The sequence below is a fragment of the Zeaxanthinibacter sp. PT1 genome (assembly GCF_028464225.1).
In the GTDB taxonomy this organism is placed as follows: Bacteria; Bacteroidota; Bacteroidia; order Flavobacteriales; family Flavobacteriaceae; genus Zeaxanthinibacter.
On sequence record NZ_JAQPCN010000002.1, the window covers coordinates 322,973 to 349,511 of the forward strand.

At 43.9% G+C, this 26,539-nt stretch carries 23 protein-coding genes; 11 read left to right on the plus strand and 12 right to left on the minus strand.

The genetic code is table 11. The features are described from left to right. Positions 1-14: 14 nt before the first annotated feature. Both PP178_RS08485 and PP178_RS08490 read right to left on the minus strand, forming a co-directional pair. On the minus strand, positions 15-2,573 hold the full coding sequence (locus PP178_RS08485; protein ID WP_336298524.1) for an ABC transporter permease: 2,559 nt from the start codon (positions 2,571-2,573) through the stop codon (positions 15-17). Positions 2,574-2,575: 2 nt separating this feature from the next. Continuing rightward, on the minus strand, positions 2,576-3,259 hold the full coding sequence (locus PP178_RS08490; protein WP_272593914.1) for an ABC transporter ATP-binding protein: 684 nt from the start codon (positions 3,257-3,259) through the stop codon (positions 2,576-2,578). A gap of 70 nt (positions 3,260-3,329) precedes the next feature. On the opposite strand from PP178_RS08490, the gene PP178_RS08495 reads away from it, so the two are divergent. After that, entirely contained in the window at positions 3,330-4,058 is a 729-nt protein-coding gene (locus tag PP178_RS08495; RefSeq protein ID WP_272593916.1) for an arylesterase, read from the plus strand. 12 nt (positions 4,059-4,070) lie between these two features. Here the strand turns inward: PP178_RS08495 and PP178_RS08500 are convergent, their stop codons facing one another. Beyond that, complete coding sequence (locus tag PP178_RS08500; RefSeq protein ID WP_272593917.1) at positions 4,071-5,237, minus strand: proline dehydrogenase family protein; 1,167 nt, start codon at positions 5,235-5,237, stop codon at positions 4,071-4,073. A 99-nt stretch (positions 5,238-5,336) separates the two neighbouring features. On the opposite strand from PP178_RS08500, the gene aroB reads away from it, so the two are divergent. Next, complete coding sequence (gene aroB / locus PP178_RS08505; RefSeq protein ID WP_272593918.1) at positions 5,337-6,398, plus strand: 3-dehydroquinate synthase; 1,062 nt, start codon at positions 5,337-5,339, stop codon at positions 6,396-6,398. Positions 6,399-6,531: 133 nt separating this feature from the next. After that, complete coding sequence (locus PP178_RS08510) at positions 6,532-6,885, plus strand: hypothetical protein (protein WP_272593919.1); 354 nt, start codon at positions 6,532-6,534, stop codon at positions 6,883-6,885. Here the strand turns inward: PP178_RS08510 and PP178_RS08515 are convergent. The 3 genes from PP178_RS08515 to PP178_RS08525 all read right to left on the minus strand — a co-directional run bounded on the left by PP178_RS08515 (position 6,880) and on the right by PP178_RS08525 (position 9,118). After that, positions 6,880-7,395 (minus strand): DinB family protein, encoded by a 516-nt coding sequence (locus tag PP178_RS08515; RefSeq protein WP_272593920.1) that lies wholly within the window; start codon positions 7,393-7,395, stop codon positions 6,880-6,882. The two genes, PP178_RS08510 and PP178_RS08515, sit on opposite strands and share 6 nt — an antisense overlap. 33 nt (positions 7,396-7,428) lie before the next feature. Then, complete coding sequence (locus tag PP178_RS08520) at positions 7,429-7,908, minus strand: Lrp/AsnC family transcriptional regulator (RefSeq protein WP_133644300.1); 480 nt, start codon at positions 7,906-7,908, stop codon at positions 7,429-7,431. A gap of 106 nt (positions 7,909-8,014) precedes the next feature. Beyond that, the gene (locus PP178_RS08525; RefSeq protein ID WP_272593921.1) at positions 8,015-9,118 is read right to left on the minus strand and encodes a M14 family metallopeptidase; all 1,104 of its coding nucleotides are present in this window, start codon (positions 9,116-9,118) and stop codon (positions 8,015-8,017) included. Between the two features lie 274 nt (positions 9,119-9,392). Between PP178_RS08525 and PP178_RS08530 the strand changes: the two genes are divergently transcribed. Genes PP178_RS08530 through PP178_RS08540 form a run of 3 tightly spaced genes read left to right on the plus strand, consistent with a single transcriptional unit; the run spans position 9,393 to position 11,023 of the window. Continuing rightward, the gene (locus PP178_RS08530; protein WP_272593922.1) at positions 9,393-9,770 is read left to right on the plus strand and encodes a helix-turn-helix transcriptional regulator; all 378 of its coding nucleotides are present in this window, start codon (positions 9,393-9,395) and stop codon (positions 9,768-9,770) included. Positions 9,771-9,828: 58 nt separating this feature from the next. Further along, positions 9,829-10,206, plus strand: a complete 378-nt coding sequence (locus PP178_RS08535; protein ID WP_272593923.1) for a DNA topoisomerase IV — start codon at positions 9,829-9,831, stop codon at positions 10,204-10,206. 1 nt (position 10,207) lies between these two features. Then, complete coding sequence (locus PP178_RS08540) at positions 10,208-11,023, plus strand: TerC family protein (RefSeq protein ID WP_272593924.1); 816 nt, start codon at positions 10,208-10,210, stop codon at positions 11,021-11,023. 301 nt (positions 11,024-11,324) lie between these two features. On the opposite strand, the gene PP178_RS08545 is transcribed toward PP178_RS08540, so the two are convergent. From PP178_RS08545 to ychF, 5 genes are all read right to left on the minus strand, one after another. Continuing rightward, positions 11,325-12,281 carry a sterol desaturase family protein gene (locus PP178_RS08545; protein ID WP_272593925.1) on the minus strand — a complete coding sequence of 319 codons (957 nt, stop codon included), beginning with the start codon at positions 12,279-12,281 and terminating at the stop codon, positions 11,325-11,327. Positions 12,282-12,363: 82 nt separating this feature from the next. Further along, positions 12,364-12,798: a large-conductance mechanosensitive channel protein MscL gene (gene mscL / locus PP178_RS08550; protein ID WP_272593926.1), complete on the minus strand. Its 435-nt coding sequence runs from the start codon at positions 12,796-12,798 to the stop codon at positions 12,364-12,366. Between the two features lie 25 nt (positions 12,799-12,823). Further along, positions 12,824-15,487 carry a DNA gyrase/topoisomerase IV subunit A gene (locus tag PP178_RS08555; RefSeq protein ID WP_272593927.1) on the minus strand — a complete coding sequence of 888 codons (2,664 nt, stop codon included), beginning with the start codon at positions 15,485-15,487 and terminating at the stop codon, positions 12,824-12,826. A gap of 25 nt (positions 15,488-15,512) precedes the next feature. Continuing rightward, positions 15,513-17,372, minus strand: a complete 1,860-nt coding sequence (locus PP178_RS08560) for a DNA topoisomerase IV subunit B (RefSeq protein WP_272593928.1) — start codon at positions 17,370-17,372, stop codon at positions 15,513-15,515. Positions 17,373-17,517: 145 nt separating this feature from the next. After that, positions 17,518-18,612 carry a redox-regulated ATPase YchF gene (gene ychF, locus PP178_RS08565; protein WP_272593929.1) on the minus strand — a complete coding sequence of 365 codons (1,095 nt, stop codon included), beginning with the start codon at positions 18,610-18,612 and terminating at the stop codon, positions 17,518-17,520. A 113-nt stretch (positions 18,613-18,725) separates the two neighbouring features. Between ychF and PP178_RS08570 the strand changes: the two genes are divergently transcribed. The 3 genes from PP178_RS08570 (at position 18,726) to PP178_RS08580 (ending at position 23,799) form a co-directional block, all read left to right on the plus strand. Next, positions 18,726-21,416, plus strand: coding sequence for a TonB-dependent receptor (locus PP178_RS08570; protein ID WP_272593930.1), 2,691 nt, complete (start codon positions 18,726-18,728; stop codon positions 21,414-21,416). A 65-nt stretch (positions 21,417-21,481) separates the two neighbouring features. Next, complete coding sequence (gene speB / locus PP178_RS08575; protein ID WP_272593931.1) at positions 21,482-22,261, plus strand: agmatinase; 780 nt, start codon at positions 21,482-21,484, stop codon at positions 22,259-22,261. Between the two features lie 65 nt (positions 22,262-22,326). Continuing rightward, positions 22,327-23,799, plus strand: coding sequence for a carboxypeptidase-like regulatory domain-containing protein (locus PP178_RS08580; RefSeq protein WP_272593932.1), 1,473 nt, complete (start codon positions 22,327-22,329; stop codon positions 23,797-23,799). Position 23,800: 1 nt separating this feature from the next. Here the strand turns inward: PP178_RS08580 and PP178_RS08585 are convergent, their stop codons facing one another. Then, positions 23,801-24,154 carry a 4Fe-4S dicluster domain-containing protein gene (locus PP178_RS08585; RefSeq protein ID WP_272593933.1) on the minus strand — a complete coding sequence of 118 codons (354 nt, stop codon included), beginning with the start codon at positions 24,152-24,154 and terminating at the stop codon, positions 23,801-23,803. A gap of 168 nt (positions 24,155-24,322) precedes the next feature. Between PP178_RS08585 and PP178_RS08590 the strand changes: the two genes are divergently transcribed. Then, a complete protein-coding gene (locus tag PP178_RS08590; protein WP_272593934.1) occupies positions 24,323-25,390 on the plus strand; it encodes an acyl-CoA reductase in 1,068 nt (355 codons plus the stop codon). Positions 25,391-25,456: 66 nt separating this feature from the next. Continuing rightward, positions 25,457-26,521 carry a 3-phosphoserine/phosphohydroxythreonine transaminase gene (serC, locus tag PP178_RS08595; protein ID WP_272593935.1) on the plus strand — a complete coding sequence of 355 codons (1,065 nt, stop codon included), beginning with the start codon at positions 25,457-25,459 and terminating at the stop codon, positions 26,519-26,521. Positions 26,522-26,539 lie beyond the last annotated feature (18 nt).

Here is a 26,539-nt window from a genome sequence, read left to right on the forward strand (position 1 = left end):
TGTAAAGGTCTTTTTTAACGAACTTCTCGCCTCAGCACCTCCAGGGGCGGGCTTTCCAGAACAGATCGACTATTTGTAATTCCGATCAGAACTACTACTGCCGTAATGGAGGGAAACAATATCAGAAATGGGATCCAGGATGGAATAAATGCCGTTTCAAAAGCAAACCTTGCCAGCAATTCGCTTCCCAGCAGGGATAACAGAATACCTGACAGGCTACCAAGAATTCCCAGGTAAAGGTATTCCAGTGCTACGATCTTCATAATCTGTTTACCACTAGCCCCGATTGTCCTCAGCAGTACACTTTCTTTGATCCGTTGCAATCGGCTGGTTCTGACCGCACCGATGAGCACAATAATTCCTGTAATTATACTAAAGAACGAAATAAAATTAATCACCCACCCTATCCGGTCCAGGATATTCTCTATAGTATTCAGGATCTGCCGAAGATCTATAACAGAGACATTCGGGTATTTCATCACGATCTCTTTCTGAATCTCTGCAGAAGCCTCTTCATCCGCGGTTTTAGTGGTCAGCACATGAAACTGTGGAGCTTGTTCCAATACATTTTTTGGGAAGAGCACGGAGAAATTCAGCTGCATTCTGCCCCAATCCACTTCACGTACACTGGCGATCCGGGTAGGGAGCAATTGCCCCATGACATTAAAGGTTACCCGGTCTCCTATTTTAACACTGGCATCCGAAGCAAAGTTTTGTGCGACCGAAATAGGAACAATTCCGTTACCATTATGCATTCCGACCCATTCTCCCTGCACAACCGATTCGGACCCGATCAGACTATCCCGGTAGGTTGCCCTGAACTCGTGGTTCAAGACCCACCGACCAACCTTGGCATCGGGATCGTCTCTTAATTCTTTAGCCCCCCTACCCTTTACACTGTGCACTCTCATGGTGACAATGGGAATGTTTTCCATTACCTGTAGGTCTTGCTGTTCAAGGCTTTGGTATAAAAGAGCGGACTGCTCTTTCTGTACGTCGAGGAATAAGAGGTTGGGACTATCCGAGGTCCTGTCTATCGTCGCCCGTGCCAGCAACATATCTTTCGTAAAATACAAGGTACTGATTAAAAATGTCCCTACTCCGATAGCCAGGATCATGGTCATAGTCTGGTTCCTGGGGCGGGAAAGGTTCCTCATACTTTGCCTGGCACAGAAACTCCATCTCTCAGGGAAGAAATTCTGTATCCCCTTCACAAAAATATAAGCTACCCCAGCCAGGGCCGAAAATGCGACAACAAGTCCCAGTACAAAAAAGAAGGCATACAGCCAGTTTTCGAGCATTCTCAGGGAAAACAGGTAAATCGCCAGGAATATCAGGAATAGTATTAATATCCGGATCCTTTTAGAGCGTGCCGGACCCTTTGCTTCAATCCTTAAGGCCTGCAATGGGACAACGCGCAAGGTTCCCATTAATGGGAGCAATGCAAACAATACAGACATGGATAAACCCAGCAATAAGCCGGTGAACACTGCAGGGTAAGACAAGCGGATCACCATATCTACGGGTAAGAAGTCATCCAGTAGCAGTGGAAAGAACAACTGGAGCAGCAAACCTGCGAGTGTACCAAGCACACTTCCCAGGAAGCCCATAGCAGTGATCTGAATCAGGAAAATTAAAAAAGTCTGGATCCGTGTAGCACCAAGACATTTAAGAACTGCCACACTGGTAAGCTTTTCATTCATATAGATATGGATAGAACTCGCTATCCCAATACAGCCAAGAAGCAAGGCAATAAAAGCCACCAGGTTCAGAAATCGGGTGAAGTTCCCATAACGCCTACCAAGGCTACGACTAGTTGCCGTATGTGTATCCAGGTCTGCTCCTTCGGCATCCAGCATGGCATCTAACTGGTCTTCCAATACCTCCATATCCATATCCTCGTTCTCGGCAACGAAATAATATTCATAAGCAATACGGCTACCCAATTGGATTAAACCGGTTTCCTCTATCAATTCGTGCGGAATAAGAACCTGGGGAGCTACTGTACTGGCCAGGGCAGAGCCACCGGGGACAGATTTTAAAGCCCCTGCTACCGGTAGCGTGATATTCCCGATCTTTATACTGTCTCCCCTTTTCAGGTTATACTGCAGCATAACTGTGGCGTCTACCAGTGCTCCGCCGTGCTTTTTAAAGTCGTCCGCCGCCCATCCCGGCCGGGTTTCCAGTTTTCCATAGAATGGAAAACCATCCGTGATACCCCGTACCTTCATCAATTTGGACATCCCACTCTGGGTAAACAGTACCATTGATGCAAAATTGACTTCTTCGCCCGCGGTTCCTCCTAAGGAATCTATTACTTCCTGTACTCTTTGGTTCACAGGGCTGGAGCTATCTATGATATAGTCTGCTCCAATTAGTGATTTAGATTGCAGATCGATGTTGGATTTAAGACTGTCACTAAAAGATTGAATAGAAACAACAGCGGTTATACCAATGACAATTGAAGCCATAAAAAGAAAAAGCTTCCCCTGGCTGGCCCTTCCATCTCTCCAGGCCATTTTGATCAGCCAGAATATTCCGGCTTTAGATATAATCTTTTCTTTCCAGCTCACATTTATGAGTGACTTGGTTCTTCAATGATCTTACCACCTTTCAGTCGAAGGATATTATCGCATTTGCCTGCTAACTCCATATCATGCGAGACAATGACCAGGGTAGTACCAGCCTCCCGGTTCAGTTCAAAAAGCAGGTCAACAACTCGGTCTCCGGTTTCCTCGTCCAGGTTTCCGGTTGGCTCATCCGCAAATAAGATGGAAGGATTATTGGAAAAAGCCCTGGCCAGGGCAACCCTTTGTTGTTCTCCGCCTGATAATTGGGATGGGTAGTGGTGAATTCTTTCACCCAGCCCTACACGCTCCATCAGCTCCAGGGCAAGGGCATCTCCTTCCTTCACCCCCCTTAACTCCATGGGCACCATCACGTTTTCAAGGGCCGTGAGTGTTGGTAACAATTGGTAATCCTGGAAAATAAAGCCCACATGTTGATTACGGAGTAGCGCACGCTGATCCCCATTAAGGCTTTCAAGCTTTGTTCCACATAATTCAACACTTCCCGTATCTGCCTTATCCAAACCAGCACAGAGTCCCAATAAGGTTGTTTTACCACTTCCGGACGGTCCGACAATGGCAAATGATTCACCTTCCTTGATATTGAAAGTGATATCCTGTAAGACGTGCAGTTCGCTGGTTCCGCTTTGATAACTTTTAGACAAGTTACGCACGCTTAAAATGTTTGCCATCCTATTCCCTTTTATTGTATAATTGTATGGAGACAAAATAAGAAGAATTTTTACGATAAGTCTATTCCGTATGAATCCGCTTGTAAAATATTTTTGCCCAATTGCCTTGATCCTGATGATCTCCTGCGGTACTGAGACCAAAAAAGCAGCCGAGAAAAAGGAGGCGTCCGGGACTGAAGAAATTTCTGAACCAGCGGTGGTTCAGCATAAAAAAATCATTCTTATTTTCGGAAATAGCCTGACCGCAGGCTTGGGAGTTGCCCCGGAAGATGCTTATCCGGCACTGTTACAAAAAATGCTGGATTCAGCTGGGTACAAATATACTGTTGTAAACGCCGGTCTGAGTGGTGATACCACTGCCAGCGGCGAGAGTCGCCTGGACTGGACGCTGAAACAGGATATAGACATCTTTTTATTAGAACTTGGCGCTAATGATGGATTAAGAGGTATCTCCTTAACCGAAACGAGACAGAATATTTTATCCATTATAAGGGCGGTCAGGAAAAAGAACGAGGAAACCGCCATACTTCTGGCCGGCATGCAACTTCCTCCCAACCTCGGACCTGAATACACCGGTAGTTTTAAAAATATGTACCCGGAAATTGCAATAGAGGAAGATGTAATCCTGATCCCATTCTTATTAGAAGGAGTTGCCGGAGATCCAAAATTAAACCAAGAGGATGGTATTCACCCCACCAAAAAGGGACACGAGGTAATGGCCAGGACAGTGTGGCCCTACCTGCTTGAAGCCATACGAGAAACTCAAGAAGAATTGGAAGAAACAGCATCTCTGCCCTAATATCTTTCCAAATTACATCCTTCTTCTTTTACGTTCCTTTTTCAGGAGTTCTAATTCCCTGCTGGTTTGCCCTGCAACCGAAGTGTTTTCCTGGGCGCGCCTTATAAGATAAGGCATCACGTCGCGTACCGGCCCAAACGGAAGGTATTTGGCTACTTTGTATCCTTCTGCCGCCATATTGAACGATATATGGTCACTCATCCCGTAAAGCTGGCCAAACCAGATCCTTGAATCATCTTTATTTATACCTTTCTGCTCCATTTGTTCCATCAGCATATAACTGCTCTGTTCGTTATGGGTACCGGCGAATATCGATATGTTGTCCAGGTTCTCTAAGGCGTATTTTACACCTGCATCAAAATTTTCATCGGTTTCCTGTTTAGAGGTACAGATAGGAGATCGGTATCCTTTTTCTTCAGCTCTTTCATTTTCTTTTTCCAGGTAAGCCCCTCTTACGGCTTTGATCCCGATTTTAAAGCCTTCTTCCTTGGCTCGCTGATGCAGCTTTTTGAGGTAATCCAACCTGTCCCATCGGTAAAACTGTAATGTATTAAAAACGATGGCTTTTTTCTTATTGTACTTGCGCATCATCTCTTCTACGAGTTCATCCGCAGCATCCTGCATCCAGCTTTCTTCGGCGTCTATCAGTAGGGATACATCAAGATCGTACGCTTTTTTGCAAGTTTTATCAAATCGTTTAACTACCCTGCCCCATTCCGCCTCTTCATCTTTGTTCAGGGCTTCGCCGGCATTTATCTTTTTAAATAAATACATCCTCCCATACCCGGTAGGTTTAAAAACCGCGAAGGGTATTGCCCCTTTTTCCTTTACAAAATCTAATATATAAAGGACTTTTTCCAGGGCATCATCTAAGGGGTCTTCGGTATCTTTTCCTTCCACGGAATAATCCAGTACGGAACAGACCTTCTTATCCCACAATTTTTGAACGACAGGCATACAATCCTTCTCGTTAATACCTCCGCAAAAATGATCAAAAACAGTTGCCCTGATTAGGCCTTCCACTGGGAGATGGGCTTTGATCGCAAGGTTGGTTACGGCTGTACCGATCTTAACCAGGGGTTCATTAGCGATCATTTTAAACAAAAAATAGGCTCGCTCCAATTCCGCATCTGTTTTCAGCGCGAAAGCTGTTGCAGTATCCTCAAATATCTTCTTCATTATTAGCAATTATTCATTGCGCCAAATATAAACACAGAATAGTGAAGCAATTCATTAAAAATTGCCTTTATTTTGCTCATATCAACAGATTTTTTGAGTATGCGATCTATACAGACCCTGGGATCCCGGGTATATTTTTATAAAGATGCTTTTTTGCAGCTTCGGCAGCATTTGCGAGATGAAAATTATTCCACTGTATTTATTCTTGTAGATGAGAATACCAGGAAAGACTGTCTCCCCTTATTGACGCGGGAAGTGGATTTACTGGAAAAGGCCGGAATTTTACAAATAGCCTCCGGAGAAGAAAATAAAAATATTGCGAGTTGTATGCAATTGTGGGATGCTTTATCCCGGGAAGATGCAGACCGGAAAAGCCTGTTGATCAACCTTGGGGGTGGTGTACTTACAGATCTTGGTGGATTTGTAGCTTCTACCTTTAAACGAGGGATAGCGTTTATCAACATCCCTACTACCCTTCTCGCCATGGTCGATGCTTCTGTAGGAGGAAAAACCGGGGTAGACCTCGGCTCTCTAAAAAACCAGGTTGGGGTGATCAGGGAGCCTGCCATGGTACTGGTAATTCCAAAATTCCTGGCTACCCTTGAAAAAAGACAATTGACCAGTGGTTTCGCAGAAATGCTTAAACATGGCCTAATACAGGATCCTGCCTATTGGTCGGCCTTAGGGCAAACAGAAAACATGGATGAATTAGAAACTCATATCCACCGATCTGTTTCGCTTAAAAATAAGGTAGTCCTTAAGGATCCTACTGAGAAAAATGAAAGGAAAATACTGAACTTCGGACATACTCTCGGACATGCCGTGGAATCTTATTTTTTAGAAAAAGAAGAGAAAGACCCACTGCTTCACGGAGAGGCGATCGCTATAGGAATGATCCTTGAAGCCTACTTATCACACAGGCTGACGGGATTACCGGAAGAGCAGTTGTCTGAGATTAAAAGAATATTCCATAAATATTTTAAGCGTATAACGTTTAGTGATAATGATATTGATGCCATTATATCATTGCTCAAGTATGATAAAAAGAATTCGCACGGCAAGGTGAATTTTGTACTGTTGAAATCGATAGGAGAACCTGTCATCGATGTACAGGTTCCGGATGAACGCTTAAGATCATCCTTTGCATACTACATGGAATGAGCATTACATGTACAGAAATCAGTGGTTTTACAACTCTTTAATTCTCAACACCAAAAAATACAATAGTTTAGAAGTAAATAACCAATGGCACAATGATGACCACTTCATTGTCAGCACTTTAAGCTTGTAAACTATGAAACGCATTCTGATAGACTACAAACGCCTGCCGCATGAAGTGGCCGTATTACTGATAGAGGCCTACCCTGACGGATACGGGGACGACGATATCATCGCCTTCCAAACTGCCGGCGGTGAATATATTGAAGCCGTGGAGCTCCGTACCGGGGATATTCTCTACTTGGTGAAGATCAGCAAAAGTTTTTCGCATTTTATCGCCAACTTCGATGCCTCGATTGAGGAAGAGCTCTCTAACAAGAAGGTTAAGGACTCCGTTGCTCCAGTTGATGAAGAATTCAGTGAAAATATTCGTGAACTTGAATTAAACCTGGATCACGAAGGTGAAGAAGATCCGGAAGAAGAATTATAAATATTTTGCCCTTATCACATTGCGGTGATGTTTCTGGTGGCCACAGATCAGGAATCCCAGGGCACCAACACTGACAGCAGCATTACTGGCCGTTCCTTTTAAACGCAATTCTTCCGGCCCCAGGCTATCAAATAGGGCTATGGTACTGTTTCGTATTGCCCTGTATTCATTAATAATACTTTCTTTGGTGCGATTATTAGCGCCGGACACCGGTACATAGGAATCATGCTCAAATCCCGGCAAAGGAGTAGTGTCATGGCGGGCAATTCGAAGCGCCCGATATTGAAAAACTCTTTCGGAATCAAGTACGTGTAACAGCACTTCGGCAATGGTCCACTTTCCCAATTCATAGGAATGAAGCCATTTATCCACGGGAATACTCTGAATAAATTTTGGAAAATTCTCAACTTGCTTACGCAGCACCTGCATAAGCTCTACCTCTCCCAACGTATCGATATAGGCCTGGTAGTACGGGTGAAAATCTCCCTCTTTTATTTCAGATACCTTCATACCTTAATGTATGTGTTTTTTCAGAAGTACTTCTTAGAGCTCGTTGAAGATCGTATGCATCAGACGTTTCTTGTCATTGATACTTTCCTCTAGAGAAATCATAGTCTCTGTTCTGCTGATCCCGTCAATATCATCAATCTTAAAAATGATATTCTTAGCGTGGGTAGTATCTTTAGCCCTGATCTTACAAAAGATATTAAACTTTCCCGTGGTGATGTGGGCTACAGTTACATTTGGGATCTGTACCAATCTCTCCAGTACAAATTTAGTCTGGTGGGTCTTTTCAAGGAAAATTCCGACGTAAGCGATAAAAGAATAGCCTAGTTTCACATAATCAAGGGTCAAGGATGATCCCCTAATGATTCCGGCCTCTTCCATCTTTTTAACACGAACGTGAACCGTTCCTGCAGAGATCAACAGTTTTTTGGCAATATCGGTAAAAGGAGTCCTGGTATTATCGATTAACATGTCCAGGATCTGGTGATCAATTTCGTCTAATTTAATTTTTCCCATGTTGACATTATTTAGGGCAAAAATAGAAAATTAAGAAATTAATCTTAACAAAAATTGCAGATATTTGAAATATGCTCAATAATCACTAAAAATCAGAGAAAAATAGTTATGCCAGAATTTGCATAATATCATTATTTTTTTCAAGCGCCTCCATGTCGGAGGGTATTTTACAATCAAAATGTAAATGACCAAAATATTGGGGCAATTTTCCCTTCTCTGCGATATAAGGTTCAAATACTATCTCGTTATTCTTCAAGACCTCCTTATAGAGTATTCCTACCCTACTATTTTCCGGATTAGCCGTAAATAGGATTTCAGCATTAGAAATTAATACATCAAAGAATTGTTTACTGTTCTCGGGGATTTTGTTGTAGCCATCCAATTCTAACTTAAGATGCAGGCCTTGACTAACTGCTTTCAATGCCGAATGTATAGCCCGGAATACGTAATGCCGCGTAACCTCCCTCATATAATCACCCGGGGAATGCCCTGCTTCAAATAATAAGGTAGGGGTTTGCAAAGATTGAAAAGTATCGCCTATACAGTTGGGATTATAACTATCGTCATATCTTCCGATCTGCCCCGGGATCACAGCTTGCAGTTCATTATTAATATACGTGATCAGTCGCATGCTTTCAGCCCGTGAAGCTGTTATGCTCCGATCTGCGTCTGCCGCCGGGGCAAGAAATGAAAGTGTGGCAGGTGAGCCTGTTTCACCGACATTAAAAATAGTTCGCTGATCATGTAAATTAAAACAGTAGTCCGGTTTCCACTCCTCATATAATTCTCGGAGCACCTTACTTTCTGGTTGGGTAAGTTCTGTGGCATCACGGTTCAGGTCTATACCGTTGGCATTTACCCGGGTATAAGCATATGCGCCATCCGGATTCAACTGCGGGATAATCTTTATCGTACAGCTATCGAGGATATCCTTGCCTCCGCCTTTTCCAAAAAACCTGATCAGGTCTAACACAGCTTTCGTGGTTGTTGATTCATTGCCGTGCATTTGAGACCACATCAGGATTTTACGTGGCCCGTTGCCCAGACTGATCAAACTGATAGGCCTGTCCTCGACAGAATATCCGATATGTTTCAGGTGAAAAAGATAAGACCAGGACGAAATAACTTTGTTCACCTTTTTAGGTGGAAGGTATCGTCCTTTGACGGCCTGCTCTACAATATCCTTATAATCTAATGATGGTGTTGCCATAGCTTTCTGGTTTACAAAAGTAACATCTTTATAATTCACAAATGTCAATCGTAGTATTTACCTTTGTAAACATAAATACCAGACTCTACCCTTGGTTCTGTATACAAATGTAAATTGATTTTAACATTAGATTTGCAAAAACTATGATATGAGACTATTATGCTCTATTTCAATTTATTACATCTTTATGTTTAATGTGTAAGATTAATATATTTAAGGTTTTATCTTGGTGTAATTTGTCATGCCATCCTCAATTACATACAAATAAGTTATTATGGTAAACACAGAAGAGTTTATTACAAGACTAGAACGGATCATAGCTCATTACGGCTTAACCGCGGCGGCATTTGCTGATCAATTAGGAGTACAGCGATCGGGTATTTCTCACCTGCTTAGCGGAAGAAATAAACCCAGTCTTGACTTTGTACTCAGGGTCGTAAAAACATTTCCGGAAGTAAACCTGTATTGGCTTCTGAATGGGAAAGGAAATTTTCCTGCCGATAAGGGTAGTCCTACTACCCCAAACAAAATTCTGTCTCCGGATCCTGTTGTAGAATCTTCCGGGTCCAAGACCATCGATAAGATTATCATATTTTATAAGGATGGAAGCTTTGAGAGTTATCAGAAAAATTTAGACACCAATCAGAATTAGGCATTTTTATCCGCTCCTGGTATTAGGGGAATTCGCCCCCTTTTAGTTATTTTGTAACATGATCCAAAGATTTATTCCTGCCTTCGTGGCTATACTTACTTTAAGCAGTTGTTACACCCCTGAAAGAGATTGCAAGTCTTTCAAAGACGGTACATTTACGTTTACTACCGAGATCAATGGTGAAAGTAAAACCACCAGGTTCGTCAGGTCTGGGAATATGGAGGTCGATTATTTCGAGGGGAAAGCAGATACCTCTGAAATACGCTGGCTGAATGATTGCGAGTACATCATCAAGAAGCTGAACCCCAAGAACCGGGCAGAAGAAGCTTCTTTGCACATGAAAATATTGACTACTACAGATAGCTCTTACACCTTTGAGTATGCCATTGTGGGCAGCGAAAAGAAATCTAAAGGAACCGCCATAAAAATCGACTAGAATGTTTGAAATCCTCACCACCGCTGATGCTTGGGTAGCACTACTGACCCTTACTTTTCTTGAGATTGTACTGGGAATAGACAATATTGTTTTTATTTCTATCGCGGCTAATAAACTCCCGGAAAAAGACCAGAAGAAAGCGACCAATTGGGGACTTATCCTGGCGATGGCGCAGCGAATCCTCCTTCTATTCGCGGTTTCTGCACTCATTGGGTTGTCAGAGCCTTTTTACCAGATTGAAGCCTCCTGGGTGAATATCGGCATAAGCGGACAGGCGCTAATCCTGTTTTTCGGGGGACTATTCCTATTGTATAAAAGCACCTCGGAAATCCACGATAAGGTCGACCAGCCAGAACATGCGCCAGGAAAGATCAAAGCTAAGAAACTCACCACCCTCTCTCGTGCTATCGTCCAGATCATCATCATCGATTTTATATTCTCAATCGACTCTATCCTGACCGCAGTCGGGATGACGAACGGGATAGGAACTAAACCTTCAGACGCCCTGGTCCTAATGATTATCGCGGTAGTGATCTCTATCATCGTAATGATGGTCTTTGCCAACCCGATCAGGAAATTCATCAACGAGCACCCTTCCATGCAGTTATTGGCACTTTCTTTCCTCATCCTGATCGGCTTTATGCTGATCGCAGAAGCAGCACACCTGAGTCATACCGAAATTTTCGGTCAGCAAATCGGGGCTATTCCTAAAGGATACCTCTACTTTGCCATTGCTTTCTCCTTACTGGTCGAATTCCTGAATATGCGAATGAGGAAAAACACCAGCGAAGTCAGGGATATTGGGCCATCTGAATAATTAAAGATATCCCACTGCTTTTTTCCTGCAGTTAGAAAATTTATCTTTCGATTGGGGAGGCGGGAGCTTGCCCCCGACCCTATTTTCACCATACAACCTTGAGCTTAGGCGAAATTCACCGCCATAGGACATCTAGTCGGCTTTTTTTGAACTGTACCCTACACGGCTTGCATAAAGTGACTTCTGCCAGCTACAGAGCTTATATAAGCTGGTTCAGCTCTACAGCTAGCTGACCCAACATTACTCTAAACAAAAACGGCACCCTTTGGGGATGCCGTTTTATTTTATCTTGAAATGCGCCCTAGTTGGGCCTGCTGAAAGCTAACTTAGGATTCTTGCGCTTATACTCCTGGAATTCTCGCTGCTGTTGTTTTACGGTCATTGTACTGCCATCGTGACTCCATCCCGGAGGGCCAAAGACATACATGAATTTATGATACCAATTACCGGATTTCCTCATATCCTTCCAGATATCCTTGAATTCGTGCGTCAGGATAACTACAGGATTGTACGAGTTCGGCGCGTGTATTACCCCGTATTTTACGTCAATGCTCTCATCCAGGGCTTTGTAGGTGCCAAACATCCGGTCAAAAACATTGAGGATACCCCCGTGATTTTTGTCCAGGTATTCCACATTCTGAGCGTGGTGCACCTGGTGCATGGTGTGGGTGTTCAAAAATGTTTCCAGGAAACCGAGTTTAGGAACATAGACCGAGTGAAGCTGAAACTGCCATAGCGCTTCAATTCCAAGGCATACTATTACCATCTCTGGCGGAAATCCAAGAGCAGGCATCCACATATAAAACAATGGCTTATAAAGAATGGTAAACCAACCATTTCGGACCGCGGTACCCAGGTTAAAGTTATCCGAGGAATGATGCACTATATGCGCCGCCCAGAGGATTCGGATTTCGTGGTTGGCACGGTGGAAACAATAATAGGTGAAATCATCTGCCAGCATGCAGAAGATCCAGACATACCAAGCGTATCCAAAGGATTCATATCCTAATATATGTGTGCGAACGCCGCCTACTACCGGGTTAAACAATTCATAGGTATACTCAAACAAGAATACCATGAAAATAACCTTGAATAACGGCCCCAATATGGCCGAACCAACCCCCATGAAGCCACTGGCAAAAAGATCTTTCCAATGGTAGAGATCGTCATCACCGTGAGTTTTGCTATAGGTCAGCTCTAACAATATAAATGCGATAAAACAAGGTACTCCGTATACTAGGGGGTTCGTAAAATCCATTGATTAGGTCAAGTATTAATTTAAGAATGGTAAGGCATAGTGATGTGGCCTAGCATTTTATGTTTTTTTGAATCGATAACACTCAAGAGTCTTTCCTGGAACGCAATAAGTTATTTTGTTCCTTCATTAAATTCTCCAGACTAGAAAGAAGTTCTATGTTCTTCGGTGTAGGCTGCTCCTGGTTCTTCGGATCTTCCGACTTTTCTTTAAGCCGGTTGATAAATTTAATGACCACAAATATAGTCAATGCAATGATGAGAAAGTCAATTAAAACCTCTAACAATTCACCGTAGCCAATAGCCACTTCCTCTGCCGTTTCAGACGCCTCTCTTAAAACATGTTTTTTATCCGCCAGGTTTACCCCATCGGTCAACAGTGAAAGAGGTGGCATTACTACTTTCTTTACAATGGTATTGACCACATTATTGAAAGCAGTACCTATGATGATACCTACCGCCATGTCTATCATATTGCCCTTAACCGCAAAATTCTTAAACTCGGTAAAAAACTTCTTCATTCGTTTTACGTTATTATTTTTATCATCAGAACAAAGTTGGCTGAGAATCTTCATCTTCGCCTCCTTTATCAGGATTTTTTTTGGCTTTATCCTGCTGCGGACCTGAATCACCCCCTTCAGCTCTGATATTCACTTCATCAACCACTTCGATATCCTCAGTTTTATGTGGCTCGGGTTCTTCATAGGGCAGTGGATCCAAAGCATTGATCTGCTTGACCTTCTCAGAAGTAAGCTGGTTCCCCATTGCTTTAATTCCTTTAACAGCTATAAACTCTTCTAAAGCTATCTCCTGGTTTGGCTTTTGTTCTTTACCTCTCGGCTTTGTGAACACCAGTTCGGCTACAGGCTTCCAATCCGTAAATACCAATTCCAGGTAAGATTTTGGATGCTCCGTAATAATAAGTTCCTCCTTACCCTCTTTTTCGATAAGGAATCGTTTTACATAGAATCGTTCTTTTTCTCCATCAAAATAAATGGCAGAAATAGGCTTATTCGGTTTCCATTTTTCAAGAACAAGCATGTCTGATTCAAAATGCATAGTGAGTTCCGGGATGGCCGTTTTCACAATTCCCTTCTGCGTAACGATCAATAAGAGATCCTCACTGGTAAATTCGCCCAGGAGTTCGCCTCTTTGATCGACATTGAGCCTGCGTACGGTTTCATCAAACCATATCTTACGAGGCTTTAAGGTGGACAGGCCTTTTTCCTTAAGCTCAATGCGTTTCACAGCATATTTAGTGACAATGTTCCCTTTAGAATTTCTGCCTTTGATAAGTACATCGGCAAAATCAAGATCCCATTTCAGTTTTTTGATACTACCGGATTGCCGCAGGTGAATAGTAACCACCTCTGCCTCCCCATTTGGATTGGCAGTGAAGTAGAGCACCTCTGATTGCGGCTTACCGGTTGTTAAGTCGTACATTTTATCACGGGTGATACTGGTTACGCTGAACCGTTTCACATAGCTTGCTCCTCCACGACCATCTTTGTAGATCATGTTATAAATAGTCCGCTTGTCCTTTTTCTTAAAGACCGCAACATGGATAATGTTTTTACCGATAAATGTTTTGGCATCTACTTTGGTCACCATCATTTCACCACTTTTGGTAAAAACGATGATATCGTCTATATCACTACAATCTGTGACATATTCGTCTTTCTTCAGGGATGTACCAATAAAACCTTCTTCGCGGTTCACATAGAGCTTTGTATTACGGATCACCACCTTGGTGGCTTCGATCTCATCAAATACTCTAATTTCAGATTTACGCTCCCTGCCTTTTCCGTATTTTGCCTTTAATTCCTTGAAATAATCAATGGCATATTCTACCAAATGGGCCAGGTGGTGCCTGGTCTGAGCTAATTTATCTTCCAGGCTCTCAATGTGTTGTTGAGCCTTATCGAGATCAAATTTCGAGATCCGCTTGATCCTGATCTCGGTCAGTCGCACAATATCCTCCTCGGTCACTTCTCGTTTCAGGTGGCCCGTATGCGGCTTCAGCCCTTTATCTATAGCCGAAATCACGCCTTCCCAGGTTTCTTCTTCTTCGATTTCCCGGTATACCCTGTGCTCAATAAAAATTCGTTCCAGGGATGCAAAATGCCACTGTGCCTCCAGCTCTTCTAACTGGATTTCCAGTTCTTGCCGCAACAACTCTACCGTATAATCGGTTGAACGTTCCAGCATTTCGGTCACCCCTATAAACAACGGTTTATTATCCTCGATGATACAACCCAAAGGAGATATGGAAGACTCACATGCCGTGAAGGCATACAGTGCATCTATTGTTTTATCCGGCGACAGGCCTGAAGGCAGGTGTACCAGTATCTCTACTTCTGCCGCCGTATTGTCTTCTATTTTCTTGATCTTGATCTTTCCCTTATCGTTGGCTTTAAGAATAGAATCAATTAAAGAAGAAGTATTGGTGCCATAGGGTATCTCCCTAATTACGAGGGTGTTCTTGTCCAGTTGCTCAATCTTGGCACGTACCCTTATCTTGCCGCCCCGTATCCCGTCGTTGTAATTAGTGACGTCTATGACTCCTGCTGTAGGGAAATCAGGATATATTTTAAATCGCTTGCCCTGTAAATGCTTAATAGAGCCGTCGATCAGTTCAATAAAATTATGAGGAAGAATCTTTGTGGAAAGTCCAACCGCAATTCCTTCTGCCCCCTGGGCCAGTAATAGAGGGAATTTTACCGGCAGGTTAACCGGCTCTTTTTTACGACCGTCATAAGACATTTGCCATTCGGTGATCTTAGGACTGAAAACTACGTCCAGGGCAAATTTGGAGAGTCTGGCCTCGATATATCGTGATGCTGCAGCACCGTCACCGGTGAGTATGTTACCCCAGTTTCCCTGGGTGTCTATTAACAGGTCTTTCTGACCTATCTGCACCATGGCATCTGCTATACTGGCATCGCCATGCGGGTGGTACTGCATAGTGTGCCCTACAACATTAGCTACTTTGTTATAGCGGCCATCATCCAATTCCTTAAGTGCATGCATGATCCGGCGCTGAACCGGTTTAAATCCATCTTCAATTGCAGGTACCGCTCTTTCCAGGATCACGTAAGAAGCGTAATCAAGGAACCAATTTTTGTACATGCCGGTTACCCGCGTCAGGCTATCTTGCGAGTTATCCTGTGAATCTTCTTGATGTTCGTTTACTCCCTCATTCTCTTCCATTCAATGAGAATCGTATTTATTTGATTTATAGTTGGTTTTCTTCTACTAAATCTACTTCTACTTTAAGGTTTTCTATGATGAATTCCTGGCGGTCCGGGGTATTTTTACCCATGTAGAATTTCAATAATTCTTCTATGGAAAGTGCCCGGTCCAGCATTACGGGTTCCAGGCGGATATCGTCTCCGATAAAGTGCTGGAATTCGTCCGGGGAGATTTCTCCTAACCCCTTAAATCGGGTAATCTCCGCTTTGCCGGTCAGTTTTTGAATAGCCTCCCTTTTTTCATCTTCGCTGTAGCAATAGATCGTTTCTTTTTTATTTCTTACCCTGAAGAGGGGTGTCTGTAGTATATACAAATGGTTTTCTTTAATCAGTTCCGGGAAGAACTGCAAGAAGAAAGTAATCAGTAATAACCGGATGTGCATTCCGTCCACATCGGCATCGGTGGCGATCACAATATTATTGTAGCGAAGATCCTCCATGGAATCTTCAATATTCAGGGCGGCCTGGAGCAAATTGAATTCCTCGTTTTCATAGACGATCTTCTTAGACATCCCAAAAGAATTCAATGGCTTACCTCTTAAACTGAAAACAGCCTGGGTATTTACATCCCTGGATTTGGTGATAGAACCCGATGCAGAGTCCCCTTCCGTAATAAAGAGGGTGGTCTCCAGACGTCGATCGTTCTTCATATCCCCTAGGTGCACCCGGCAATCTCTTAATTTCTTATTGTGAAGGCTCGCTTTCTTTGCACGGTCACGGGCCAGTTTCCTGATCCCGGATAATTCTTTCCGCTCTTTCTCTGCCTGCATGATCTTCCGCTGAATCTTTTCGGCAGTTTCAGGGTTCTTATGCAGGTAGTTATCCAGCTGCTTCCCGATAAAATCATTGATATAGGTCCTCACCGTGGGTAGATTACCCCCCATATCCGTTGATCCAAGCTTGGTTTTAGTCTGGCTTTCAAAAACAGGCTCCATCACTTTAATGGAAATAGCTGCAATAATCGACTTCCGGATATCGGATGCATCGTAATTCTTCCCGTAAAAATCACGGAATGTTTTTACGATTGCCTCCCGGAAGGCTGCCTGGTGGGTGCCACCCTGAGTAGTGTTCTGTCCATTGACAAAGGAGTGGTATTCTTCGCTGTATTGTGTCCGACTGTGGGTTAGTGCAACCTCGATATCATTTCCTCTCAGGTGGATTATAGGGTATAAAAGATCCGATTCACTGTTATTGTCTTCCAGCAGATCTTTCAGCCCGTTTTCCGAGTAGAATTTTTCACCGTTAAAAATAATGGTCAGGCCCGGGTTCAGGTATACGTAATTCTTGAGCATGCGTTCCACATACTCGTTCCGGTATTTGTATTTTTTAAAAATGGACTCGTCCGGACAAAACATCACTTTGGTTCCTCTCCTGCGAGAAGTCTCCTCCAGCATCTCTTCATCCTGCAGATCGCCCTGGCTGAACTCTGCCGATTTGGATTTTCCATCCCTCGTGGACTCTACTTTGAAGTACGAAGAAAGTGCGTTGACCGCTTTGGTACCTACCCCATTAAGACCGACCGATTTTTTAAATGCCCGGGTATCGTACTTTCCACCGGTGTTCATCTTGGAAACTACATCCACCACTTTCCCCAAGGGTATTCCACGACCGTAATCCCGAACACTAACTTTGTCGCCATTGATAGAAATATCGATGGTCTTCCCGGCACCCATAACAAATTCATCAATACAGTTATCAATGACCTCTTTTAAGAGGATATAGATTCCGTCATCAGCTGATGATCCATCACCTAGTTTCCCGATGTACATCCCGGGACGCATCCGGATGTGTTCTTTCCAGTCTAATGACCGTATGTTATCTTCTGTATACTGGGTATCCGACATGTTTAAGGGGGTTAACCCCGCTAATATAAAATTTCGGGGGAATAATCAAAATTAAAGTAATTAACAATGCCTGCGCTATTTGTTGATAGGCACGGGTAAAGCTTCATTTAATCTGAGTGTCAGATAATCGATCAGGCAACGCGCCCTATACGTTAAAACGGAAATTCATCACATCGCCGTCCTTCACTTTATACTCCTTACCCTCTACCCTCATTTTTCCTGCTTCCTTCACTTTAGCTTCGCTCCCATAATGTACATAATCATCATAGGCAATAACCTCGGCCCGGATAAATCCTTTTTCAAAATCAGTATGTATCACCCCGGCTGCCTGTGGAGCACTGGCCTCTGTTGGAATGGTCCAGGCCCTCACCTCCTTAACACCTGCCGTAAAGTAGGTTTGAAGATTAAGCAGGGAATATGCAGAACGGATCAACTTTGCCGAACCCGGTTCTGTCAGCCCTAAGTCATCGAGGAACATCTGCCGCTCTTCATAAGTTTCCAATTCGGTTATATCAGCTTCTGTACCCACGGCAAGGACAATAACCTCTGCATTCTCATCAGCCACTGCTGCCTTTACCTTATCTACGTAAGCATTTCCATTGACAGCAGATCCTTCATCCACATTGCAAACGTAAAGTACCGGTTTTCCTGTGATTAGCTGTAACGGTTTTACAAATTCTTCCCTGTCCTCATCACTTAAAGCGATAGCGCGGATGCTTTTCCCTGCTTCCAGGCCGGTTTTCAACTGCTGGAGCACAAGCTGTTCTTTCTGTGCATCCTTGTTCCCGGTCTTAGCAACTCGCGCCACTTTTTCAAGTTTCTTTTCTACGGTCTCCAGGTCTTTTAACTGCAACTCCATATCAATGGTCTCTTTATCCCTTATAGGGTCTACAGAACCATCTACGTGAACTACGTTATCATCCTCAAAACATCTTAATACATGGAGGATCGCATCTGTTTCACGAATATTTCCAAGGAATTGGTTCCCCAATCCTTCACCCTTGCTGGCTCCTTTTACCAAACCTGCAATATCTACGATCTCTACCGTTGCAGGTACTACCCTTTCCGGGTTCACCAGGGATTCCAGCTTCTCCAGTCTCGGGTCCGGAACATTGACCACCCCGATATTCGGTTCTATGGTGCAAAATGGAAAATTGGCACTCTGAGCCTTGGCGTTCGATAAACAATTAAAAAGGGTTGATTTACCCACGTTGGGCAATCCTACGATTCCTGCTTTCATTAAGGGATTTTTTTAACGCCGCAAATATAGTGCTTCTATTGATTAATACAGTTATCTATCCCCACTTAAGGAATTTTAGTATTTTAATCGCTTAACCATTTAACTCTTTAAATATGAAGATTCAGTTTTTGTTTCTATTAAGTTGCCTCTCGGCCATTTCCTCCCTCACGGCCCAGGAGCAGATTTCGGGTACAGTAAAAGATGATGCCGGGGAACCCATGGTCGGGGTTAATATAGTAGTACAAGGTACGACACGCGGGACTACGACCGACTTTGACGGGATCTATAGCATTGATGCAGACGGGGATGATATCCTGGTGTTCAGTTATATTGGATTTAACACTTTGGAAGAGCCGGTCAATAATCGCAGTACCGTGGATGTAATTCTCACCGAAGGCGTTGCACTTGATGAAGTACAGATCGTTGGCTCCAGGAGCCCTAAAAGGACTTCGACCGATACAGCTGTTCCCGTCGATGTGATCGATGTGGCCGAGGTCACCACACAAAGTGGACGTATAGAAGTGAATGAACTGTTGCAATATGCAGCTCCTTCCTTTAACGCCAATAAACAATCCGGATCTGACGGTGCTGATCATATAGACCCTGCCACTTTGCGCGGACTTGGACCAGACCAGACACTGGTGCTGATCAACGGGAAAAGAAGGCATCAGTCTTCACTTATCAATATCTTCGGCACCAGAGGGCGCGGTAATACAGGAACAGACCTCAACGCTATCCCCGCTGCGGCGATTAAGCGTATAGAAATTCTTCGTGACGGGGCATCAGCCCAATACGGATCAGACGCTATTGCCGGGGTAATCAACATTGTTTTAAAAGATCGCACAGAAGGAGTATCCGGGGTTGTGAGCTACGGTGCCTACAATACCAATGCCGATGTGGATATCTCTGACTTTGAAGCTGATGACTACGGGGTATGGAATACAGACGGTTTTCGCCTGGACACCGAACGCGATGGCAACGCCATTGGAGACGACCAGAATTTTGACGGCGGATCGGTCAAGGCCGCGGTGAATTACGGTGTTGGAATCGGTGAGAAAGGATACGCCAATTTTACCATGGAATACATCAGTAAGAATAAAACCCTCAGACCTGCTTTTGATTTCAGGAAAGGATTTGGAGAAGCTGCGATAGACGGGCTGAACTTTATGCTAAATGCCGCAATACCCGTTTCCGAGAATACAGAGTTTTACGCTTTTGGAGGCCGAAATTACAGGGATACCGATGCATATGCCTTTACCCGTAACGGGGGCGCAAGGGTAATCCCTGCTATTTATCCGAATGGGTTCACTCCCAGGATCACTTCAAATATCATTGATAATGCAGTGACTGCCGGGTTTAGAACGGTCATGGAAAATGACTGGAAAGTTGACCTGAGCAATACCTACGGGAAGAATAATTTCCATTACTTTATCAAGGGAACGCTGAATGCTTCTTTAGGTGAAGTGTCGCCAACAGACTTTGACGCCGGCGGCCACAGCCTGAGCCAGAATACCACGAATCTCGATTTTTCCAAGTATTATGAAGATGTACTGTACGGGATGAACCTGGCCTTTGGTGCGGAGTACCGGACAGAGAACTTTATCATTTTTGCCGGGGAAGAAGGTTCTTACGGGACTTATGACGAGAATGGTATCCTGATTACCGATCCGGCAAACCAGACACAGCCTGTAGATCCTATCAGTGGTGATCCCCGGCCGGGTGGGTCACAGGGATTCCCGGGTTACGGACCTGCGAACGAAGTGGACCGTAGCCGTACCAATTTCTCCCTCTATGCCGATGGGGAATTTGACTTGAGCGAGTCATTTTTACTGAGTGCCGCCGCGAGGTTTGAAAATTACAGCGACTTTGGAAGCACTCTTAATGGGAAACTTGCCGCTCGCCTTAAAGCTTCAGACAACTTTAATATTCGAGGATCATTAAGCAGCGGATTCCGTGCTCCATCACTGGCCCAGATCTATTACAACCTGCGCTTTACGAATTTCGTGGGTGGAGAAGCACTGGAATCACTTTTATCCCCCAATAACAGCCCTGTAACGGCCTCATTCGGCATAGATCAGTTGAAAGAAGAGACTGCGCTTAATGCCGGTATTGGGTTTACCGCTACCTTCGGAGCATTCAACGCAACGGTAGACGGGTATTTCATCAATGTCCAGGACCGAATTGTTCTGACGGGCAATTTTGATGCCCCACAGATCCCGAATGTTGAGGCGGCCCAGTTCTTTGCAAACGGCGCAGATACAGAAACTGTCGGTCTGGATGTAGTGCTTTCCTGGAGAAAGAATTTTGCAGACAGCAGGTTTTCCGCCACCTTTACCGGGAACATCAACAATATGACCATCACCGAAGTTAAAAACGGTAACCTGGATGAACAGACCTTCTTTGGTGAGAGAGACAAGGCTTTCTTACTTGCATCAGCCCCGGACAGCAAATTCACGTTAAACCTGAATTACGACAAGGATTGGTTTAACGCCGGGCTTGGATTCACCCGTTTCAGCAGAATAGAACTGCTCGATTTCCAAACCTTTGAAGATCCTGCAGATTACGGTGGGTTCCAGAACCAGATCGTTGCGGCAACTGATACCTATGACCCTAAATTGGTCACAGACCTCGTATTAGGTTTTGAACTTTGGGACAACCTGAAATTGAACGTTGGAGCCAATAATCTTTTCAATGTATACCCGGACCAGCAGGACGACTGGACTGAAGCCGGTGGATATTGGGATTCGGTACAGATGGGATTCAGCGGAACCTTCTACTATACGAGGTTAGGTTTTAATTTCTAATTAATACAATAAAAGAAAACAAGAAGAGCTGCTTTAATAGGCAGCTCTTTTTTATTTTAGGAGCTATGAAAAAAATAGTACTGCAGGGTATGGCCTATGATGAAAGGTCATCTTACCAAAGGGGACCGGCCCTCGCCCCTCCGTTGATCAGGCTGGCTTACCTGAACGACTCGTCCAATACCTACGCAGAGAACGGGATGGATATTCCCGAGGATATCATTGATGATAAAGGTGATTATGCTATTAAGGGTCATTTTGACATAGAAAGGCATACCTTGGAAAACCTGTCAGACGGACTCCCGTTATTGACCCTTGGCGGGGATCATTCTATCACCTACCCCCTGCTGAAAGCGATCCACCTGGTACACGGCCCGGTTGATATTCTCCATATTGATGCACATGCTGACCTATATGACAATTTTGAAGGGGACCGACTTTCACATGCCTGCTCTTTTGCCCGGATCATGGAGGAACAGCTTGCAGAGAACCTGGTACAAGTCGGAATTCGCACTTTGAATAGGTCTCAGAAGGTACAAGCTGAAAAGTTTGGAGTACAGATTTTAGAGATGAAAGATTGGGAATTAGCCCGCTTGCCCGAATTTAAAAACCCCCTTTATATATCCCTGGATATAGATGCCCTGGATCCGGCCTTTGCCCCGGGGGTATCTCATTTGGAACCCGGTGGCTTCAGCACCCGAGAAGTCCTCGCTATATTGCAATCCATTAAATCCAAGGTTATTGGTGCAGATCTTGTAGAATTCAATCCCAAGAATGATGTCAATGAACAGACGGCCATGGTATGTGGTAAACTGTTTAAAGAATTGGTCGCTCTGATGATCAAATAAAATATCGGATTCTACCCTGTAACAAATCTTTTCTTTTATCGTCTCAATACCAAACTCGTTTAAGATTGAAGACCCTGATTTTTACCTCAATTATTAGCCTTTTACTGTGGACACAGTTAGCCGGACAGGAAATAAGCGGGCGGATCCTGGATGTAAATACAGGAAAACCTGTAGCCTTCGCCACCATTCAGTCCGACCAAATGGAAGGTGTGATCAGTAATGATGAAGGGTATTTTGTCTTACCACTTGGTAAAGCAGCAAGCAGGCTTACCATCTCCTGCATGGGATACCAGACTAAGACATTACCACTGGAAAAACTGAATACATCTGATGCTGTCATTTTACTGGACGAGGCAGTGGTTGTCCTTGACGAGGTAATGGTCAGCAACCTTAGGCCGGACCCCTACCAAATCCTTCGAAAAGTTCAAGAACGTATTCCCGATAATTACGATTTCGATGATCGTTCCTACAGGTTGTTTTTCAGGGAGACTTCTAAGGCAGATTTCGAGGACCTGGAGATGGAGGTCGAAAAAGCTTCCCATGTCAATAAAGAGCAAAGGGAGAAGACCAACCGGGAACTCCAGGCTCTATCAAGTACAGTCATGGAAAGCCAATCTAAAAATTTTAAAGACTTCCTGGGTAACTTTATGATCCACAACGCAGATTCGTCTAAGCTAGAAGTGGTAAAAGCCACGGAACTACTAGACAGCAAGAAGGATTTCTCTATGGAAAATGTAGAGGAAAGAGCTAAGAACATCGTCCTGCAGTACATGGACACCACCTTGACCTATACCGTTAAATCGGGGATCATCAAGATTGATGATGAGATGAAATTAGAAGTTGACGAGAATGAGGAACAAAAAGGATATTACAAAACATCATCCTTAAAATCGCAGACCAGATCGCTTTTTAACCGGGGAAGGTTCCGGCCCGGGTCTCCCCTTTTAGAACTTATGGATTCTAAATTATACGAGTTTGAATACCTGAAATCTACCGTGCTCGAAGATGAACTCATACATGTCATCGCCTTCAGACCCAACCGCGGAAAATCGAAGTACAGCGGAAAATTCTATGTCAACGCCAATGACTATGCCCTGGTAAAAACGGAATACGCATTTGCGAAAGGCAAGAGAGGTGCCAAGTTCAATTTCAAATTATTATTAGGTGTTAAATATGTGGAGAATATTGAAAATGGCACCATCCTGTACAAACGGGAAGCACATGGAAAATACAGACCCTCCTATATTCTCCATAACGAGGGTATTTATGTCTATGTACACAGGCCCTTTAAGTTTATCGAAAACAGCCCTGATAAGAATAAAGTCCGGTTTGATTTTAAGATGGCCGGGGACTTCATCGAGCGTTCAGAATTACTGATCAGTTCTTCAGGTCCAATAGAGCAGGGAGCATACGAGCAAGTGAAGGAATCAGAAAAAGTAAAATTTCTCGAATTAAAGAAATACGATCCTACCATTTGGCAGGATGCGGAAATCCTTCAGCCGTTACAGGAAATGAAAAGTTTTGAAGTTATAGAGTGAATTACTCCTCCGGGTGCATAAAGCGTTGCTTGGCCATCAGGGTCTCAACGGACTCTACATGTTCATCATCAGGCACACAACAGTCGACCGGGCAGACAGCTGCACATTGGGGTTCCTCGTGAAATCCCTGGCATTCTGTACACTTGTCCGGAACAATGTAGTAGATCTCATCGCTTATCGGCTCCTGGACTTCCTCTGCATCCACTTCGTTCCCATCAGGTAAGACAACCTTACCGGAAAGCGAAGTACCATCCTTGTAACGCCACTCGTCCGCACCTTCATAAATGGCGGTGTTAGGGCATTCCGGTTCACATGCTCCACAGTTAATGCATTCGTCTGTTATTACAATTGCCATAAGCTCTGTCTTTGTTGAAAGTTTATAGATCCATAACGACCTATTAAACTGATTCTTATACTTCTCTGGTGTATAGCTTCACTATTCCTTAGAGAGCGGGCTCTTGGTTCTCCCGCATTTCCTATTTTTGCACAAAGGTAAATGCTAATCCAATCCCTTACAAATATAATGGGCGACCACTCACTAAGATTAAAAGCTTTTGTTAAACTTGGAGCATTCTTCAGGGAATTTATATCATCTGTAACACATAGTGACAGGTCAGGAGATTCTGAGGATGAATGGATATCAGACTTCCGTACGGCCATAGGACTTGCCTCACAGCAGAATCCTTGGTTTACGGAGGAGTCTCAGCACCAGGCCATTGAGAATTGGGGAGGTGCCCTGGAAAAGGATTCCCTGGAGACCTGGTTGGCCGGATATCCATTGAAGACCAGTGATCCTAAAATAGTAGCCTTGATCATGGCAGGAAACATTCCCTTGGTAGGCTTTCATGATTTTCTGTCTGCTTTAATAACCGGTAATTCCGTTTTGGTTAAATTATCCTCCAAGGATAAAGTGTTATTTCCTTTTATCGCCAAATACCTTATTTCCGCAGAACCTTCCTTAGAGTCCGCTATTTCTTTTACTGATGGCCGACTTAGCGGTTATGATGCGGTGATCGCCACAGGAAGTAACAACAGTGCAAGATATTTTGAATATTATTTCGGGAACAAGCCAAACATCATCCGCAAGAACCGAAACTCGGTTGCCGTCCTGGACGGAACGGAAAATGAAACACAGTTAAATGCCCTTGGCAGGGACATATTCGATTATTTTGGCATGGGTTGTCGTAATGTCTCCAAATTTTATGTGCCGGAAACATATAAATTTGATAAATTCTATGAGTCGATCGAATCCTTTTCGGGAGTTCTCAATCATACCAAGTACGCCAATAATTACGACTACAATAAGGCGGTTTACCTTATGAGCGAATTCCCCATCCTGGATAACGGCTTTCTTTTGCTGAAAGAGGACAGTTCTTATAGCTCCCCCATTGGCACCATTTTTTACGAGCGTTACGGGAATATAGATGAATTAAAGAATAGATTGGAACAAGATCAGGAACAAATACAATGTGTCGTAAGTAATTCCGAAGAATTTGGCCTTCCTTTTGGCCAGGCTCAATCTCCCGGGCTTACCGATTACGCCGACGGTATAGATACCGTTGAATTCATGTTAAAAATAGCACAGCAGTAGCCGGGAGAATTTTCCCGCTTTTTGGCTGTAACTTAAGACCTTAAAATATTAAAAGAATCTACTACCATGAAAAAACATAATTTTAGTGCAGGGCCCTGTATTCTGCCGCAGGAAGTAATGCAGAAAGCTGCTTCTGCAGTGATCGAGCTAGATGATATAGGCCTGTCCCTGATCGAGATCTCTCACCGAAGTAAGGAGTTTGTCGATATCATGGAAGAAGCCCGGTCTCTTGCACTGGAACTATTGGGACTGCAGGGCAAAGGATACCAGGCATTGTTCCTGCATGGAGGTGCCAGTATGGAGTTCCTGATGGTTGCCTACAATTACCTCGAAAAAAAGGCCGGGTACATCAATACCGGAACCTGGAGTGATAAAGCCATTAAAGAGGCACGCCTCTTTGGGGAGGTCGTAGAGGTGGCTTCCTCCAAGGACAAAAACTATAATTTTATCCCCAAGGGTTATAAGATACCGGGAGACCTGGATTATCTGCACATGACCTCTAATAATACTATTTACGGAACGCAGTTTAAAGAGATCCCAAAGACGGATCACCCGTTGATATGCGACATGAGTTCTGATATCTTCTCCAGACAGTTAGATTTCTCCCAGTTTGACCTCATTTACGCCGGGGCACAAAAGAATATGGGACCGGCAGGGGTGACCCTGGTCGTGGTAAGGGAAGACACCTTGGGCAAGGTGAGCAGAAAGATTCCTTCGATGATGGATTACCAGGTACATATTGAGAAAGACAGCATGTTTAACACGCCCCCGGTGTTCCCGGTATATACATCATTACTGACCCTGCAATGGCTTAAGGAGATGGGCGGTATACCGGCCATTGAAGAAGTAAATGAGAAGAAGGCACAGCTCCTGTATTCTGAGATAGATCTGAATCCACTTTTCAAAGGTTTTGCAGCAAAAGAAGATCGATCTAACATGAACGCCACTTTTACCCTGACCGACCAAAAACTGAAGAATACCTTTGACAGTATGTGGAAAGAAGCCGGAATTAATGGGCTTAACGGTCATCGTTCCGTTGGGGGGTACCGGGCTTCTATGTATAATGCACTTTCATTGGAAAGTGTAGGTGTATTGGTTGATGTAATGAGTGACCTGGAGCGAAAAGGCTGATAAGTTTTTGTAATAAAT